This window comes from Gordonia sp. LMA484 (assembly GCF_058129505.1).
The window spans coordinates 2,568,719-2,584,571 of the sequence record NZ_CM176700.1; the positions used below are offsets into that span (position 1 = coordinate 2,568,719).

A 15,853-nucleotide genomic window follows, 5' to 3' on the forward strand; every position below is an offset into this window, starting at 1 on the left:
CTACGCGTCGAGGCGAGTGCGGTGCGGACCGCCGGGGTTCGCGAAGCTGTTGATCAGCCCGGCTGCGGTCCGTGCGTCGTCGACGACCACTACCTCACGCCTGCCGTCGCGCCGGGTCACGCTGATCGCCTCGCCGGATCGAAACACGAATCCTTTGGCGCCCTTGAGATCACCTCGCATCGCGATGCGGTAGCCGTAGCCCCCGAAGTCACGAAGCGCGCGGACCCTGACGAGTTCGGCATGGTCGATCTCCGCCACCGTGATGACGGTGCGCGGCCACCCGAGGAATCCGCGCACAGCGATGCCCGAGCGATCGACGGTGATCCGAACACTCCACATCGCCGCGATCACGACGACGAGGACGACCACGACCACGACGGCAGGCCAAGACCGGGTGACGATGGCGACCATCGCCACCGTCAGGAGTGACACGGCCAGGATGGCAGCCGCGGGAGCCGACATCGACACCACGCGGGTCCAGACAATCAGTTCGTTGTCCCCGACGCTGAGCCGGGGACGCTCCCCCGCGTCGTCGCCCGGCTGGTGGGTTCGCCACTTCGGCATGACCGCAGCGGTGGCGCAGCCCACCAGCACTCCGACGAACCACGAGCCGAGAATCTGCCACCCAGGGGTGCCCACTGCCCGCGCATCGTCGGCGCCACGTTGCATCGCGGCCGTCCACACGATCAGGCTGATGGTCGATACCGCCACGCCCGCAACGAGTCCGACGGCGGTTCTGACCAGCGTGCGATCATGCAGGAGGATGCACAGCGCGCCGATGACGGCACAACCGACGCCCACGACGAGCGGCACGGCGACGATGAAGGTCTGACTCGAGAACCCGTCGGCCCCGTGCGACGACCAGTGTGTCGCAACGGGATCGGGTAACTCGCCACGCCACGAGGCGATCAGGAGAGTGCCGACGATACCGGCGACCAGTGACGGCGCGATGGCCAGCACCAGGACCAGTCGACGTGCGCCTACCGTCATCCCCTGTTCCGTGCCAATGCTTCCAGGGACATTGCTTCCAGGGCCATTCCCTCGAGACCGCTCCGTCATCGGGCCCACCTCTCCAGCATCTGGGTCGTCGTATCCTCGCGCGTCACCCCGAGTCGCCGGGCAACCTGTATCAGTTCGTCGATCGCGCCCACGAGATCGGCACGATCGCGAGCGGCATCGGTGATCAGGGCCCCGCGCCCACGACGCAGTTCCACAAGCCCTTCGTCCCGCAGCATCTGATAGGCACGCAGCACGGTGTGAATGTTGATGTCGAGGGAGTGTGACAATTCACGCGCGGGCGGGAGCCGATCACCGCGGACGAGGTCGCCACGCATGATCTCGCCACGGATCGAGGAGGCCACCTGCTCGAACAGCGGTGTCCGCGAGGTCGGATCGATCCGGATCAACACACAAACACCATATAGTTCTATTTCAAATAGAACAATGGGGGCTCAGATCCGAGATGCAGATGACCCCGCCCGGTATGCGCCGGGCGGGGTCATCTCGTCGCTTCGCGGATCAGACGCGTTCGCGAATTCGCTTTCCGATCTCGGACGTGCTGAGTTCCTCCGAGCCGCGCTCGGCGAGGTCGTCGGCGACGGCCTTCTCGACTCGCTGGGCGGCGTCGGTCTCGCCGAGGTGATCGAGCAGCAGTGCCACCGACAGGATGGCTGCGGTCGGGTCTGCCTTGCCCTGTCCGGCGATGTCGGGGGCACTGCCGTGTACCGGTTCGAACATCGACGGATTCGTACGGGTGGCATCGATATTGCCGGACGCCGCAAGCCCGATGCCGCCGGTAACCGCGGCCGCGATGTCGGTGATGATGTCGCCGAACAGATTGTCGGTGACGATCACGTCGAACCGGCCGGGGTCGGTGACGAGGTAGATCGTCGCCGCGTCCACGTGGCAGTAGTCGGTGGTGACATCCGGGTACTCCGCCCCGACCTCGGCGACGGTTCGGCTCCACATCGAACCGGCGAAGGTGAGCACATTCGTCTTGTGCACCAGGGTGAGCTTCTTGCGACGCGCCTGCGCACGCTCGAACGCGTTGCGCACCACACGCTCCACACCGAAGCGGGTGTTGACGCTGACCTCGGTCGCGACCTCGTGCGGAGTGCCGGTGCGGATCGCGCCGCCGTTGCCGGTGTAGGGACCCTCGGTCCCCTCCCGGACGACCACGAAATCGATGTCCGGGTCACCGGCCAGCGGCGACGTGACGCCGGGGAGCTTGCGGGAGGGCCGGAGATTCACGTGGTGGTCCAGCGCGAACCGCATGTTCAGCAGAAGTCCACGCTCGAGCACACCGGACGGGACCGACGGGTCACCGATCGCGCCCAACAGGATCGCGTCGTGACGACGCAACGAGTCCAGGTCGTCCTCGGTCAGAAGTTCACCGTTGCGGTGGTAACGACGTGCACCGAGATCGAACTCGGTGGTCGAGACATCGGGAACGACGGATTCGAGAACGCCGATGGCCTCACCGATGACCTCGGGACCGATGCCGTCGCCAGCGATGACAGCGAGTTTCATGTCAGATCCACCTGTTCGATCAGGGTCGCACCGACCGCTTCGCCGACCGAGGCGACGAGGTCGTCACCGAGCGGCTCACTCACCCGCAACACGACCGTCGCACCGGGCCCTTCGGCATCCTGGGACAGGCCTGCCGCGCGGATGTCGACCCCTGCGTTGCCGAGTAGGGTGCCGATCTTGCCGAGCGAGCCGGGCTGGTCGGCATAGCTGACGATCAGGTTGTGCCCCTCGGCACGGAGATCGAAGTTGCGGCCGTTGATGTTCACGATCTTCTCGACCAGCCGGGGCTCGGTCAGCGTGCCCGAGACGTTGTGCACCGTGCCGTCGGGGAAGACCGCCTTCACGTCGACGACGCTTCGATGATTCGGGCTGTCCGGCGCCGTGGTGACCTCGCTGGTGACGCCGCGCTCGGCGGCCGCTGCCGGGGCGTTGACGAAGGTGATCGGTTCGTCGAGCACTGCGGAGAACAGCCCGCGCAGTGCCGAGAGCCCGAGCACCTCGACGTTGTTGGACGCGATCTCACCGCGCACATCGACGACCAGCGAGGTCGGCGGCTCATTGCTGATGGCGCCCACCAGGACACCGAGCTTGCGGGCGACCTCGAGCCAGGGCGCGACCTCTTCGTCGACGGCACCACCGGTGATGTTGACCGCGTCGGGAACGAAATGCCCCGCCAGCGCCAACCGCACGCTCTTGGCGACGTCGGTACCGGCACGATCCTGTGCCTCGCCGGTCGACGCACCGAGGTGCGGGGTGACGACCACCTGGGGCAGATCGAAAAGTGGTGAATCGGTGCACGGCTCGGTGGCGTAGACGTCCAGCCCGGCTCCGCGGACGTGGCCGGAGGTGATCGCATCGGCGAGTGCTTGTTCGTCGACCAGACCGCCGCGGGCCGCGTTGACGATGACGACACCCTTCTTGGTACGGGCCAGCTGATCCTTGCCGATCAGGCCGAGCGTCTCAGGTGTCTTGGGCAGGTGCACCGTGATGAAGTCGGCGCGCTCCAGCAGTTCATCGAGGGTCACGAGTTCGATGCCGAGCTGAGCGGCGCGCGCCGCGGAGACGTACGGGTCGTAGGCGATGATCGACGTCTCGAACGCGGCCATCCGGGCAGCGACCAGCTGACCGATCCGGCCGAGCCCGACGACGCCGACGGTCTTGTCGAAGATCTCGACACCGTTGAACGCCGAGCGCTTCCAGGTGTGCTCCCGCAGCGTCGCGTCGGCGGCGGGGATCTGGCGTGCGGCGGACATCAACAGCGCGACGGCGTGTTCGGCGGCGGTGTGGATGTTGGACGTCGGCGCGTTCACGACCATCACACCGCGCGCCGTGGCGGCGGGGACGTCGACGTTGTCGAGACCGACGCCGGCGCGGGCGATGATCTTCAGCTTGGGGCCTGCATCGAGCACGTCGCCGTCCACCGTCGTCGCGGACCGCACGAGGAGTGCATCCGCGTCGGCGACGGCCTCGAGCAGCTTGGGCCGATCGGGCCCGTCCACCCAGCGCACCTCGACGTCGTCGCCCAGCGCTTCGACGGTCGAGGGTGCCAGTTTGTCGGCGATCAGAACGACCGGACGGCCAGCTGAGGTCACGATAATCTCCATGGTCGGGGGCCTGCGTAGGTGTGGTGGAGATCGTCGCGGCCGGTCGCAATCGACCGCGAGGACTTCCGCGCACAGCTTAGTCGTCGGCATTTGTCCGATTCGCAGGCGGTGTATGCCAGTCAGCTCGGCATACTCCGAAATGCGGGTAGATTGTGATCGGCATTACGGATAGGTTGCAAACCGACCCCGGGACGATTCCGCGCCGCGCCGTATGCGGGCGCAGCCCGGTACCGTGTGCTTGGCCCCGAGCACGCCTCGGGTCCACAGGGGTTTCTTGTGCGCGTCGAATGAGCGGAGTTTGGATGATGAGGAAGCTGACAGCACTGTTGGCTGTTTTGGCGGCAACGGTGCTGGCCGGCTGGGGGGCTGGCTCTGCTGTGGCCGCACCGGCAAAGATCTATCTCGGCGGCGGCTCGGGAATCCTGGTCCTCAAGGGCGGGAACTCTGCGGCCGCGTGCACGCTGACGACGATCGGAAAATCGAAGACCGGCAAGCTGATCGGCATCACCGCCGGCCACTGCGGCGATCCCGGCCAGAAGGTGTATTCCGAGACCTTCCAGGATCGCGGTCAGGCCGGCACGATCAAGTATTCGGCCAGTGACCTCGACATCGCGATCATCGAGTTCAACGCGGCGAAGGTCGTTCCGCTGCGAACTGTTCGCGGCCTGACCATCCGGTCCGTCGACACCAGGCCACTCTCCTTCCCCACCGTCGCGTGCAAGGAGGGCCGCACGACCGGCAGTACGTGCGGCATGAGCTGGTTCTCCGACGGCGACGTGCACTTCAGCCAGATGTGCGTCATCGAAGGCGATTCCGGCAGCCCCGTGGTCGTCGGCGACCGCCTCGTCGGCATGGTGAACGCCTACTACTTCCTGGCCTGCCTGGGCCCCGAGACCGGCACCAACATCGGACCGGTCCTCAAGCGGGTCAGTTCGCTGCCACAATACGGTGGCTTCCGCCCGATCTGATCGACCTGCGCGAACGACAAGGTCCCCCGAGCGCTCGTGGCGCGCGGGGGACCTTGTCGTTCGTCCGCCGGAGTGACCGGGATCAGCGCTCGTAGGTGACAGTCGGATTGACGCGCAGCCAGGCACCCAGCTCTCGCTCGAATTGGTCGCGCGTCCACTCTTCGACCGCGTCGCGATCAGTGTCGCTGACTCCAGACAGACCAGTTCGCAAGCTGTGGTCCATCAATTCGTCAACCGCATGATGGATTCTTCGTGCCAATTCCGCCGCGCGAACCCGACGATCCTCACAGAACAGTCGGTAGTCATCCGAACGCCAGGAACTCGGCATCGGCATCACCAGGTCGGTGAGTGGCGCGAGGTCCAACTCGAGGACGGTTTCGCGAACGACGGCCCTGGTTGCGGGGTCGAGGGCCATGTCGCGGAGCACATCGATGTACTCACCGGGTATACCGCTCAATTCAGACATATCGCGATTCATCCTCGACGATTGAGGCATTTCGCAGCCGTTTGACCGGTGTTGTGGACGACAGTTCCCCTCGGAGTTCCGGGTGGCGGAGGTAGAAGTCAAACAGCCACAATGTTGCGGTCGGGCCGATTGCAGTTTCGTCGACCCGCAATTCATCACGTCGATCAACGGGTTCGAGCGCCACCCAAGCACCTAACCTCTTGTCCCCTGCGATCGCCGCCGGGGCGGCGCGCTGGATCGTCTCCAATAGGCGCGTGACCCCTCTATGACCGTGGCGGATCCCGCTTGGCGAGATCTCGTACTCTCCCGCCCGGGAGCGCGAAACCCGAACTGCACGAACGACGTACAAGCCCCCGAGAACAAGTGCGACAGGTGGGTAGAGGCCCAGCTGGTCCATACCGGCCGCCGGTAGTGACCAATTCTCGTTCGAGACACCGTAAGCGAACATCAGGAATCCCAGCCCGGTCGAACCGGCTGCCACGATCTCATAGCCGCGGATCCTCGTATCGCGATGTAGGACTAGGGCGCCGTTCCGTACGTGCACACCGAACTCGAAGTCGAGATGGTCGTTGTGACACCGACGCCGTACCGATCGAATGATGGACAGCGGTTTGCTTGTGCTGCGTTGGTATGTGTTGGTTATGCCTGCGAATCGCCGAATAGTTGGCTGGAGACGACCACGGCGATGCCAAGCCCTCCGATCACGGCAGACAACACAATGAATACGCAGAGAGTGCCCTTGTCGCCCCTGGAAAAGCGCTTGGCCCAGAGGCTCGGGACCGGGAGCGATGCTTGGGCACTCACTTGCACACCGCCTGCCCGGCCAGGTTCCCGATCATCCCGAAAGCCAAACCGCTCACTGCGCCCGCGCCAAACAGTCTTGCCGCACCTGCGGTTTCGGACACCATCGCGCTGACAGCAAGGTCCCCCATCAGAGTCACCGCCCCCGTCGTTCCCGCGACACATCGGTCGTATCCTGATTTCGCCTCCACAACGGCAACCGCGGTACCAAGGACATTCAACGCCGGACCGGCCGCCTTCGCGCCGACCTGCAGTTTCTCAGCCTGGGCTGCTGAGATAAAAGGGAGGCCATCGGTGACATGAGGTTCGAGGGCTGCCATTCCGCCGCCGGCCAGCGCTTGAGCAACGTGGTCCGAATTCGGGACCTGCGCCTGAACGCCATCCACCTCCGCAGAGGCTTTCCCGTCACGACTCTCGGTTACGACGACGGGGCTTTTGCCCCCTCGCATCAACGTTGTCGTCATCGATCCGTCGGGATTCTTCACCCTCGACGAAATGAGCGTCCCTTTCTCGTTATACAGGTCGAACGTATCGCCGATACCTCCGTGATGGGCGTCGGTATAAACCTGTCGACCACCATCGAGCATTCTCAGCGTCGTCACCGTCGTACCGTTCACGGCAACTGTTTCCTTGTCGACAACGGTGCCCAACATGTGCTCTGCGAGCTTCTTCCGCTGATTCTCGCGACCGATGGTCGGGTCCTCGACTCTCGTCGGAATACGGATCGGTCGTGAAGTCCTTGGATGCGTGTACGTCGCGCGGCAGCTCGGGCAATTCGGGGTTCGCTAGCTGAATCTGCCGACGAATGTAATTGCCGAGATCGTAGTCGGCATGTCCCAGATCCATGAGACGAGGATTCAACTGATCCTGAAACCCTGTCGCGGCCAGACTCATGAGTCTGGCCATCGCAGGCGACATCAGTTTCTCGCAGATCAATACGACCCAGTCGTCGGTGACATACAAGTCCCCTGTTTCTATTGTCCGGACCAAGCCGCTTATGGCCCGCGCGGAATGTGCGAGCGTCGGCCCGTACTTCTCGATTCCGATCACGCTCGAAGCGGCGATATTCGAAATCGCCCGCGCGCTCGCATCCCCACGCTCAACTCCGTCAACAGCTGCTCGATAGGACAATCCGTTCCAGTCCCCGTTCGGACCTCCATCCGGTCCCATGGCGCGAATCCGGTAACCGAGTCCCGAGCCCAGGTCGTCGAGATTCTCGGCTGCCGTTTCCAAGTCGTCACCGTGGGCGACGAGTTGATCAACGTTCCACGTTTCGAAAACCCGCCGACTCGGGATCACTTCGCCCCCATCACACCACGGAGGTTGTCGGCGATGTCAACGTCGGTGCCTTCGAACTCACCGGCCGCGTTTCTGACCGCGGACGACAGCCCGGAGTAGAAATTGGCAAGTTCATCCAGTGCACTGCGGATCGCGGGCGACGCAGTATTCGAGGAGCCCGGCATGCACGCAGCAAGATCGTGGAAGCGATCAGGCAAGCGGCAGCCGGACACCTCACCAGATACGTCCTCCACGGCCGCCGAATAGTCGCGCAGCGCGCACGGATCTACCAAACATCGGTGATCGAAATCCCCCCGTGTCTTCGGTGCCCAGTTTGCGAGATACTAGCGGACGAGCGCGCCCTCCTCGTCCTCCCAACTGGCGGCAGCCAGTAAAGTACGCCACCCGAACGACAAGGTCCCCCGCGCGCAGCGAGCGCTCGGGGGACCTTGCGGTTCTTCCGCCGGGACGAACGGAATCAGGCGGTCTCGGTGATCGGTCGATCCACCCAGCTCATCAGATCGCGCAGCTTCTTGCCGGTGACCTCGATCGGGTGCTCGGCATTCTTCTTACGGAGATCCTCGAGTTCCTTGTTGCCGCCCTCGACGTTGGCGACCAGGCGCTTGACGAAGGTGCCGTCCTGGATGTCGCGCAGGATGCCGCGCATACGCTCCTTGGTGTCGGAGTCGATGACCCGCGGGCCGGAAAGGTAGCCGCCGAACTCGGCGGTGTCACTGACCGAGTAGTTCATGCGGGCGATGCCGCCCTCGTACATGAGGTCGACGATCAGCTTGAGCTCGTGCAGCACCTCGAAGTAGGCCATCTCCGGTGCGTAACCGGCCTCGACCATGACCTCGAAACCGGTCTTGACCAGTTCCTCGGTGCCACCGCAGAGCACAGCCTGCTCACCGAAAAGGTCGGTCTCGGTCTCTTCCTTGAAGGTGGTCTTGATGATGCCGGCGCGGCCACCACCGATCGCGCTGGCGTACGACAGCGCGAGAGCCTGACCCTCGCCCTTGGGGTCCTGGTCGATCGCGATCAGGCAGGGCACGCCCTTGCCGTCGACGAACTGACGACGCACCAGGTGACCCGGTCCCTTCGGCGCGACCATGCCGACGGTGATGTCGGCGGAGGGCTTGATCAGGTCGAAGTGGATGTTGAGGCCGTGACCGAAGAAGATCGCGTCGCCATCCTTGAGGTTCGGCTCGATCTCCTCGCTGAAGATCTTGGCCTGGCTGGTGTCCGGCGCCAGGATCATGATGACGTCGGCCCACGCTGCCGCCTCGGCGGCGGTCATCACCTTCAGACCCTGCTCGGCGGCTTTCTCGCGCGACTTGCTGCCCTCGCGCAGACCGACCGCGACGTCGACCCCGGAGTCACGCAGCGACAGCGAATGCGCATGTCCCTGGCTGCCATAGCCGATGACCGCGACCTTACGACCCTGGATGATCGACAGATCGGCGTCGTCGTCGTAGAACAGTTCGATCGCCACAGTTGGATTCCCTTCGATTTCTGTTGTCCCTCTGGATGTTCGGTTATCCGAAAGGGCTCTGGTACTTCGTGTGTCGGCTGTGCGCCGAGGTGTCAGCGGTTGGCCGACATGCTCTTTGGCCCCCGTCCGAGTGTGACCGCGCCGGACTGTGCGATCTCGCGGATGCCGTATGGGTCGAGCATCCGCAGCAGCGCCTCGAGTTTCTCCGAGGTTCCGGTCGCCTCGACCGTCAGCGACTCGGGTGAGACGTCGATGACCTTCGCGCGGAACAGGTTCACGACCTCGATGACCTCACTGCGCACTGCGGAGTCCGAACGGACCTTGATCATCATCAACTCGCGCGACACCGAGCTCGCCGGGTCCTGCTCGACGATCTTGATCACGTTGATCAGCTTGTTGAGCTGCTTGGTGACCTGCTCGAGCGGGAAGTCGTCGACGGTGACCATGATCGTCATCCGCGAGATCCCCTTGAGCTCGGTGGGTCCCACCGCAAGGGACTCGATGTTGAAGCCGCGACGCGAGAACAGTCCCGAGACGCGCGCGAGAACACCTGGCCGGTCTTCGACGAGGACGCTGAGGGTGTGGGTGGTGCTCACTTCTGGTCCTTCTGTGCAGATGTGGCGGCCAACACGGCCGCGTCCGTCCGATTCATCGTCTCGTGGATCTCCGGTGTGTCCGACGCCGACTCGTCTTCGTCGAACAGCGGCCGGATGTCCCGTGCGGCCATGATCTCGTCGTTGCCGGTTCCGGCAGCGACCATCGGCCACACCTGTGCGTCCGCGCCGACGATGAAGTCGATCACCACCGGACGGTCGTTGATCGCACGGGCCTGCGCGATGACGTCATCGACGTCGGCCTCGTTCTCGACGCGGAACGCCGCGCAGCCCAGCGCTTCTGCGAGCTTCACGAAGTCCGGGATGCGTCGCGAATGGGTGGCGAGGTCGGTGTTGGAGTAGCGCTCCTCATAGAAGAGGGTCTGCCACTGACGCACCATGCCGAGGTTGCCGTTGTTGATCAGCGCGACCTTGATCGGGATCCCTTCGATGGCACACGTCGCCAGTTCCTGATTGGTCATCTGGAAACAGCCGTCACCGTCGATGGCCCAGACCTCGGTGTCCGGGGCCGCCATCTTGGCGCCCATCGCGGCCGGCACCGCATAACCCATCGTGCCGAGTCCGCCTGAGTTGAGCCAGGTTCGCGGCTTCTCATAGGAGATGAACTGAGCGGCCCACATCTGGTGCTGACCGACACCGGCGCAGTACACCGCATCCGGACCGGCAGCCTTGCCGATGGACGAGATGACGAACTCCGGCGACATCGAGCCGTCGGCCTGGCGGTCGTAGCTCAGGGGGTAGGTCCGGCGCACACCGTCGAGGTAGCTCCACCATTCCGACAGATCCGGCGCCGCCGTGGTGGTCGCACGCTCGTTGCGGATGGTCTCGATGAGGTCGGCGATGACCGCCTTGCAGTCTCCGACGATCGGCACGTCGGCATGACGATTCTTGCCGATCTCGGCCGGATCGATGTCCGCGTGGATGACCTTCGCGTTGGTGGCGAACGACGACAGCTGGCCCGTGACGCGGTCGTCGAACCGTGCGCCGAGGGTGATCAGCAGGTCGCTGCGCTGCAGGGCCGCGACGGCGGCGACGGTGCCGTGCATCCCGGGCATGCCGAGGTGCTGCTGGTGGCTGTCCGGGAATGCGCCGCGCGCCATCAGGGTGGTGACCACGGGGATGCCGGTCAGCTCGGCGAGTTCCCTCAGTTCTGCCGACGCGTTCGCCTTGATCACGCCACCGCCGACATAGAGGACAGGTGCCTTCGCGGCCTGGATGAGCCGCGCGGCCTCGCGGACCTGCTTGCCGTGCGGTTTGGTCACCGGGCGGTAGCCGGGCAGATCGAACTGCGGTGGCCAGCTGAACGTGGTCTGCGACTGGAGGATGTCCTTCGGGATGTCGACGAGGACAGCACCCGGCCGTCCGCTCTCGGCGATGTGGAAGGCCTCGGCGATGACGCGCGGGATGTCGGCGGCGTTGCTCACCAGGAAGTTGTGCTTGGTGACGGGCATCGTGATGCCCGAGATGTCGGCCTCCTGGAACCCGTCGGTCCCGATGAGCGCGCGACCGACCTGGCCGGTGATCGCGACGACCGGCACGGAGTCCATCTGAGCGTCGGCCAACGGGGTGACCAGGTTGGTCGCACCCGGACCCGACGTCGCCATGCATACCCCGGCGCGGCCGGTCACCTGCGCGTAGCCGGTGGCCGCGTGCCCTGCACCCTGCTCGTGTCGGACCAGGACGTGACGGACCTTCTCCGAGTCCAGCAGCGGATCGTAGACGGGCAGCACTGCACCACCGGGAATACCGAATACCACCTCGACGCCGAGTTCTTCGAGCGACCGGACGACGGACTTCGCTCCGCTGACCCGCTCCGGTGCAACAGTGTGTTGTCCTACCGCCCGCAGGTTCCCGCCGGCCGGTGACTCTTGGCGCGGCGCCGATTCATGCGAGGTGGCCGTCAAACTCGGCCCACTCGCTCCGCTGCCGGCGCCGGTACGTGCTGTTGGTGCGCTCACTGCACGGTCCTTCATGCTCTGGTGTTCGTTTAGTTGACAAGAAAAAACCCCCGACAGCTGAGCTGTGCGAGGGTGGCGCGTCGATGCCGAGGGTCTACGATGTGACCGGTCAGGCGACGACGCGCCGGCCGATTACTACGAGATTCTCGTGCTGCTTCACGCCTTCACGGTAGGACCGGCGCGTGTCAAGAGTCAAACCACATCCGACCCCGTCTCACATCGTGGGAAAACACTGGTGGACCAGCGGGATGACGGAGGTGAGACAATGGTGTGGTGTCAACGTCAACACCCGCCTCCTCTGATGCACCCGCCGTCGAACTGCCGCAGACGTTCCGGATCGCGAAGATCGCATACTTCGCAATCCCGATGATGTTCGTGGTCGCGGTGATCCTCGCGGGCGCCTCGCTGGTGTGGTTGGGATGGACCCTGATCGTCCCGGTGCTGCTCGGCTGGTGGATCGTCCGGATTCGCACGGTGGTCACCGATGAAGGACTGTGTGCGGTACACACCTTCTCCTCCCGGGAGATCGCCTGGAACGAGATCGACGGGTTGCAGTTCCCCCGCTGGGGTTCGGTGCGCGCAGTCCTCGTCAACGGTGCGCGCGTGAGGCTGCCCGCGATCACCTTTGCCGATCTGCCACGATTGTCGGCCGCGAGCCGCGGACGCATCCCCGATCCGTACGCCGCTGCCGCGCAAGACGAGAGCTGACCACTCCCGGTCCCTGGTCTACGCGCCGACCGTCCACACCGCCGACCATCCAAACCGCTTTGTTGTGCCTGATCACAGCGGAGTAACCTCGGCAGGCGGTGACGCGCATGAGGTGTCGCGGTCGCCTGCCACACCCTGATCCGCCTCTTGTCAGGCGCAACGACCACCGAGGATTGATTCGATGCCAGCTCTGAGGTCCCGCACCACCACCGTCGGACGCGAAGCCGCGGGCGCCCGCTCGCTGTGGCGCGCCACCGGCATGACCGACGACGACTTCGGCAAACCGATTGTGGCAATCGCCAATTCGTACACCCAGTTCGTTCCCGGGCATGTACACCTCAAGGATGTCGGCGAGATCGTCGCCGACGCGGTTCGGGCCGCCGGCGGCGTGCCGCGCGAGTTCCACACGATCGCCGTCGACGACGGCATCGCGATGGGCCACGGCGGCATGCTCTATTCGCTCCCGAGCCGGGAGATCATCGCCGATTCGGTCGAGTACATGGTCAACGCCCACACCGCCGACGCCTTGGTCTGTATCTCCAACTGCGACAAGATCACTCCGGGCATGCTCAATGCCGCGATGCGCCTGAACATCCCGACGGTGTTCGTGTCGGGCGGCCCGATGGAGGCCGGTAAGGCAGTCGTCGTCGGCGATGTCGCCCACCCGTCGTCGGACCTCATCACCACGATCTCGGCGTCGGCGAACAGCGACGTCGACGACGAGGGCCTGTCGGAGGTCGAGCGTTCGGCGTGCCCGACCTGTGGTTCGTGCTCGGGCATGTTCACCGCCAACTCGATGAACTGTCTCACCGAGGCGCTCGGTCTGGCCCTGCCCGGCAACGGTTCCACCCTCGCCACGCACGAGGCCCGCCGCGCTCTGTTCGAGCGTGCCGGACGCGTCGTCGTCGAGGCGGCGACGCGCTGGTACCGCGATGACGACGATTCGGTGCTGCCTCGTAACGTCGCCACGCCCACGGCGTTCCGTAACGCGATGGCGCTCGACGTCGCGATGGGCGGGTCCACCAACACCGTCCTGCACATCCTCGCCGCCGCTCAGGAAGGTGAGGTCGCCGACTTCGACCTGTCGGTGATCGACCAGATCAGCCGCAATGTGCCCTGCCTGTCGAAGGTGTCACCCAACTCCGACTACCACATGGAAGACGTCCATCGGGCCGGCGGCATCCCCGCCATCCTCGGCGAGCTGCGTCGTGCCGGGCTCATCGACGACACCGCTTCGACCGTGCACAGTCCCACCATCGCGAGCTTCCTCGACGACTGGGACATCCGTGGCGGCTCCGCAATCGACGAGGCACTCGAGCTGTTCCATGCCGCGCCGGGCGGGGTCCGCACCACCACCCCGTTCTCGACCGCCAACCGGTGGAGTTCGCTGGACACCGATGCCGCCGGCGGATGTATTCGCGACCTCGCCCACGCCTACACCGTCGAGGGCGGACTGTGCGTGCTGCGCGGCAACCTCGCCCCCGACGGCGCGGTCCTCAAGACCGCCGGTATCGACGAAGACCTCTGGCACTTCGAAGGCCCGGCCCGCGTCGTCGAGAGCCAGGAGGAAGCCGTCCAGGTCATCCTGTCCAAGACGATCCAGGCCGGCGAGGTCCTCGTCGTCCGATATGAAGGACCCGCCGGGGGGCCCGGCATGCAGGAGATGCTGCACCCGACCGCCTTCATGAAGGGCACCGGCATGGGCAAGAAATGTGCATTGATCACCGACGGACGTTTCTCCGGCGGATCGTCGGGGCTGTCGGTCGGTCACATGTCCCCCGAGGCCGCATCCGGCGGCGCGATCGGCCTGGTCGAGAACGGCGACCCGATCCTCATCGACGTCGCGACCCGGCGCCTCGAGGTGCTGGTCGACGACGATGTCCTGGCCGAGCGCCGCGCGAAGATGGAGGCATCCGAACGCCCCTGGCAACCGAAGGATCGTCAGCGCACGGTCACCACGGCGCTGCGGGCCTACGCGAAGCTGGCGACATCGGCTGACCGCGGAGCAGTGCGCCAGGTCGACTGAGGTCGACTGAGGTCGGCAGCATCCGTCTGCCGCGAAAAGCGCCCCAGGGAAGCGCCCGGCAGAGCGGCGCCATCGACATCATGTCGTTGAGCGCTCTCGACCGGGTGACTGTGTGGGGCGCTTTTCGTGGAGGTGGCCGCTGCAAACGACCCTCCTGCGAGCGACCCTCCCGTCAGGCGACGCTCCCCTCAGGTGGGGTTACCCGGAGAGTGGAACGGGTTGGTCCCGTTGAACAACAGCCAGATGGCGACCGCAGCACCGATCCCCACGACGAGTAGTGCCAGCGAACCCCACGCGGGGCGCCGTGCCCAGCCCCGGGGCGCATCGATCGAGAGGCGGCCGGGTCCGGTGAGAATGATCACCGCTGCGCATACCACCAGCAGCAACTCGTATTCGATGCCCGCTCCGCCGCCCCCGCTCACGAAGAACCAGACGCCCCCGGCCAGGGTGGCCTTGTAGGCTGCGGCGATCAACATCACGCCGAGTACTGCGGACGCAGCCAGGGGCGTGAACAGACCGACGACCAACATCAGTCCGCCGAGCGTCTCGGAGAGCGCGCCGACGATCGCGAGTGGCCGGGCGGCGTCGGGCTGGAAACCGATCGCCGTGTTCGGCGCGTTGATGAGCATGTCCTCGAACCCCGACAGTCGCGGACCGTTCCACCACCCGAAGAGCTTCTGCGCGCCGTGCGCCATGGCGATGACGCCCACCGCACATCGGAGTAACAACAGCCCCAGATCAAGGGTGCCCCGACGCGCGTGACGTTCCATGTCCGCGAGGTCCGCCTCGGTGGCACGAAGTCGCTCGTCGGCGGTCGGCGCGCCGTCGTGATGATCGGCCATGTCCGGGTCGATCGCGGCGGCCGGGACCGCGGGCGTGTGCACCTCGGTGTAGGCAGCCCGGGTCGAGGGGACGTCGGACGGGTCGGCGGCGTCGAATGCCGTGGTCGGCGCCGACCGAGCGGATGCACTCGACGCGGTGAACGGTTCGGTCGCCGCCTCACCGGTGTCGGAAGCCCCCTCACGGGTGTCGGGCACCTTCTCACCGACGTCGGGCACCCTCTCCTGTGGTGGGATCGCCTGTGTCGCCGGCGTCCGATCAGTCGCACGCATCGACGTCGTCTCCAACTCGTCCGGCTCGATGTCGTCGAGGTCGTCGACCCGCGACATCGGCGGCCGAGGCGGCATCGCGTGCTTCGCGTAGAACGAATCCCGATCCTCGCTCGGGACCCGACGCCGGCGCATCGGCGCACCCTGCCCGAGATCGATCTCACCGGTCGGCTCGTCGTACGGACTGGACCCGCCTCCAGCGGGCATGTCACGTTCGCTCACACGTCCGACTGTAAGCGCAGTTGCCGATGTGTGCGCCCAGCAGCACGCGGTGAGTCGGAATCGATCGCCTACTCTGGG

At 65.4% G+C, this 15,853-nt stretch carries 15 protein-coding genes; 3 read left to right on the plus strand and 12 right to left on the minus strand.

Annotation, left to right across the window (positions count from 1 at the left end; genetic code table 11):
* From AC4AMJ_RS11245 to serA, 4 genes are all read right to left on the minus strand, one after another.
* Complete coding sequence (locus AC4AMJ_RS11245) at positions 1-990, minus strand: DUF1648 domain-containing protein (protein ID WP_489918066.1); 990 nt, start codon at positions 988-990, stop codon at positions 1-3.
* 65 nt (positions 991-1,055) lie between these two features.
* Positions 1,056-1,409: a GntR family transcriptional regulator gene (locus AC4AMJ_RS11250; RefSeq protein ID WP_489896322.1), complete on the minus strand. Its 354-nt coding sequence runs from the start codon at positions 1,407-1,409 to the stop codon at positions 1,056-1,058.
* A gap of 109 nt (positions 1,410-1,518) precedes the next feature.
* Positions 1,519-2,529: a 3-isopropylmalate dehydrogenase gene (locus AC4AMJ_RS11255; RefSeq protein WP_489896323.1), complete on the minus strand. Its 1,011-nt coding sequence runs from the start codon at positions 2,527-2,529 to the stop codon at positions 1,519-1,521.
* Positions 2,526-4,121 carry a phosphoglycerate dehydrogenase gene (gene serA, locus AC4AMJ_RS11260; RefSeq protein WP_489896324.1) on the minus strand — a complete coding sequence of 532 codons (1,596 nt, stop codon included), beginning with the start codon at positions 4,119-4,121 and terminating at the stop codon, positions 2,526-2,528. Before serA ends, AC4AMJ_RS11255 begins: the two co-directional genes overlap by 4 nt.
* A gap of 314 nt (positions 4,122-4,435) precedes the next feature.
* On the opposite strand from serA, the gene AC4AMJ_RS11265 reads away from it, so the two are divergent.
* Positions 4,436-5,101, plus strand: a complete 666-nt coding sequence (locus AC4AMJ_RS11265; protein WP_489896325.1) for a chymotrypsin family serine protease — start codon at positions 4,436-4,438, stop codon at positions 5,099-5,101.
* An 82-nt stretch (positions 5,102-5,183) separates the two neighbouring features.
* Here AC4AMJ_RS11265 and AC4AMJ_RS11270 read toward each other — a convergent pair whose 3' ends face one another.
* The 7 genes from AC4AMJ_RS11270 to AC4AMJ_RS11300 all read right to left on the minus strand — a co-directional run bounded on the left by AC4AMJ_RS11270 (position 5,184) and on the right by AC4AMJ_RS11300 (position 11,710).
* Entirely contained in the window at positions 5,184-5,567 is a 384-nt protein-coding gene (locus AC4AMJ_RS11270) for a hypothetical protein (RefSeq protein ID WP_489918067.1), read from the minus strand.
* Positions 5,560-5,751: a hypothetical protein gene (locus AC4AMJ_RS11275; protein WP_489896327.1), complete on the minus strand. Its 192-nt coding sequence runs from the start codon at positions 5,749-5,751 to the stop codon at positions 5,560-5,562. Before AC4AMJ_RS11275 ends, AC4AMJ_RS11270 begins: the two co-directional genes overlap by 8 nt.
* Positions 5,752-6,367: 616 nt before the next feature.
* Positions 6,368-7,021, minus strand: a complete 654-nt coding sequence (locus tag AC4AMJ_RS11280) for a hypothetical protein (RefSeq protein ID WP_489918068.1) — start codon at positions 7,019-7,021, stop codon at positions 6,368-6,370.
* Between the two features lie 642 nt (positions 7,022-7,663).
* On the minus strand, positions 7,664-7,900 hold the full coding sequence (locus AC4AMJ_RS11285) for a hypothetical protein (protein WP_489918069.1): 237 nt from the start codon (positions 7,898-7,900) through the stop codon (positions 7,664-7,666).
* Between the two features lie 224 nt (positions 7,901-8,124).
* The gene (ilvC, locus tag AC4AMJ_RS11290) at positions 8,125-9,138 is read right to left on the minus strand and encodes a ketol-acid reductoisomerase (RefSeq protein ID WP_489896330.1); all 1,014 of its coding nucleotides are present in this window, start codon (positions 9,136-9,138) and stop codon (positions 8,125-8,127) included.
* A gap of 92 nt (positions 9,139-9,230) precedes the next feature.
* Positions 9,231-9,734 carry an acetolactate synthase small subunit gene (gene ilvN, locus AC4AMJ_RS11295; RefSeq protein WP_489896331.1) on the minus strand — a complete coding sequence of 168 codons (504 nt, stop codon included), beginning with the start codon at positions 9,732-9,734 and terminating at the stop codon, positions 9,231-9,233.
* Positions 9,731-11,710: an acetolactate synthase large subunit gene (locus tag AC4AMJ_RS11300; RefSeq protein ID WP_489896332.1), complete on the minus strand. Its 1,980-nt coding sequence runs from the start codon at positions 11,708-11,710 to the stop codon at positions 9,731-9,733. The genes ilvN and AC4AMJ_RS11300 overlap by 4 nt, the downstream gene beginning before the upstream one ends.
* Positions 11,711-11,983: 273 nt before the next feature.
* On the opposite strand from AC4AMJ_RS11300, the gene AC4AMJ_RS11305 reads away from it, so the two are divergent.
* Positions 11,984-12,418, plus strand: a complete 435-nt coding sequence (locus tag AC4AMJ_RS11305; RefSeq protein ID WP_489896333.1) for a PH domain-containing protein — start codon at positions 11,984-11,986, stop codon at positions 12,416-12,418.
* 181 nt (positions 12,419-12,599) lie between these two features.
* Positions 12,600-14,444: a dihydroxy-acid dehydratase gene (ilvD, locus tag AC4AMJ_RS11310; RefSeq protein WP_489918070.1), complete on the plus strand. Its 1,845-nt coding sequence runs from the start codon at positions 12,600-12,602 to the stop codon at positions 14,442-14,444.
* Between the two features lie 188 nt (positions 14,445-14,632).
* On the opposite strand, the gene AC4AMJ_RS11315 is transcribed toward ilvD, so the two are convergent.
* On the minus strand, positions 14,633-15,775 hold the full coding sequence (locus tag AC4AMJ_RS11315; protein WP_489918071.1) for a DoxX family protein: 1,143 nt from the start codon (positions 15,773-15,775) through the stop codon (positions 14,633-14,635).
* Positions 15,776-15,853 lie beyond the last annotated feature (78 nt).

What these genes read in the sequence shown, in the direction of transcription:
- AC4AMJ_RS11280 (WP_489918068.1), bottom strand. Translation starts at nt 7,021, where the DNA reads ATGTTGGGCACCGTTGTCGACAAGGAAACAGTTGCCGTGAACGGTACG.
- AC4AMJ_RS11245 (WP_489918066.1), bottom strand. Translation starts at nt 990, where the DNA reads ATGACGGTAGGCGCACGTCGACTGGTCCTGGTGCTGGCCATCGCGCCG.
- ilvD (WP_489918070.1), top strand. Translation starts at nt 12,600, where the DNA reads ATGCCAGCTCTGAGGTCCCGCACCACCACCGTCGGACGCGAAGCCGCG.
- AC4AMJ_RS11255 (WP_489896323.1), bottom strand. Translation starts at nt 2,529, where the DNA reads ATGAAACTCGCTGTCATCGCTGGCGACGGCATCGGTCCCGAGGTCATC.
- AC4AMJ_RS11270 (WP_489918067.1), bottom strand. Translation starts at nt 5,567, where the DNA reads ATGTCTGAATTGAGCGGTATACCCGGTGAGTACATCGATGTGCTCCGC.
- AC4AMJ_RS11265 (WP_489896325.1), top strand. Translation starts at nt 4,436, where the DNA reads ATGATGAGGAAGCTGACAGCACTGTTGGCTGTTTTGGCGGCAACGGTG.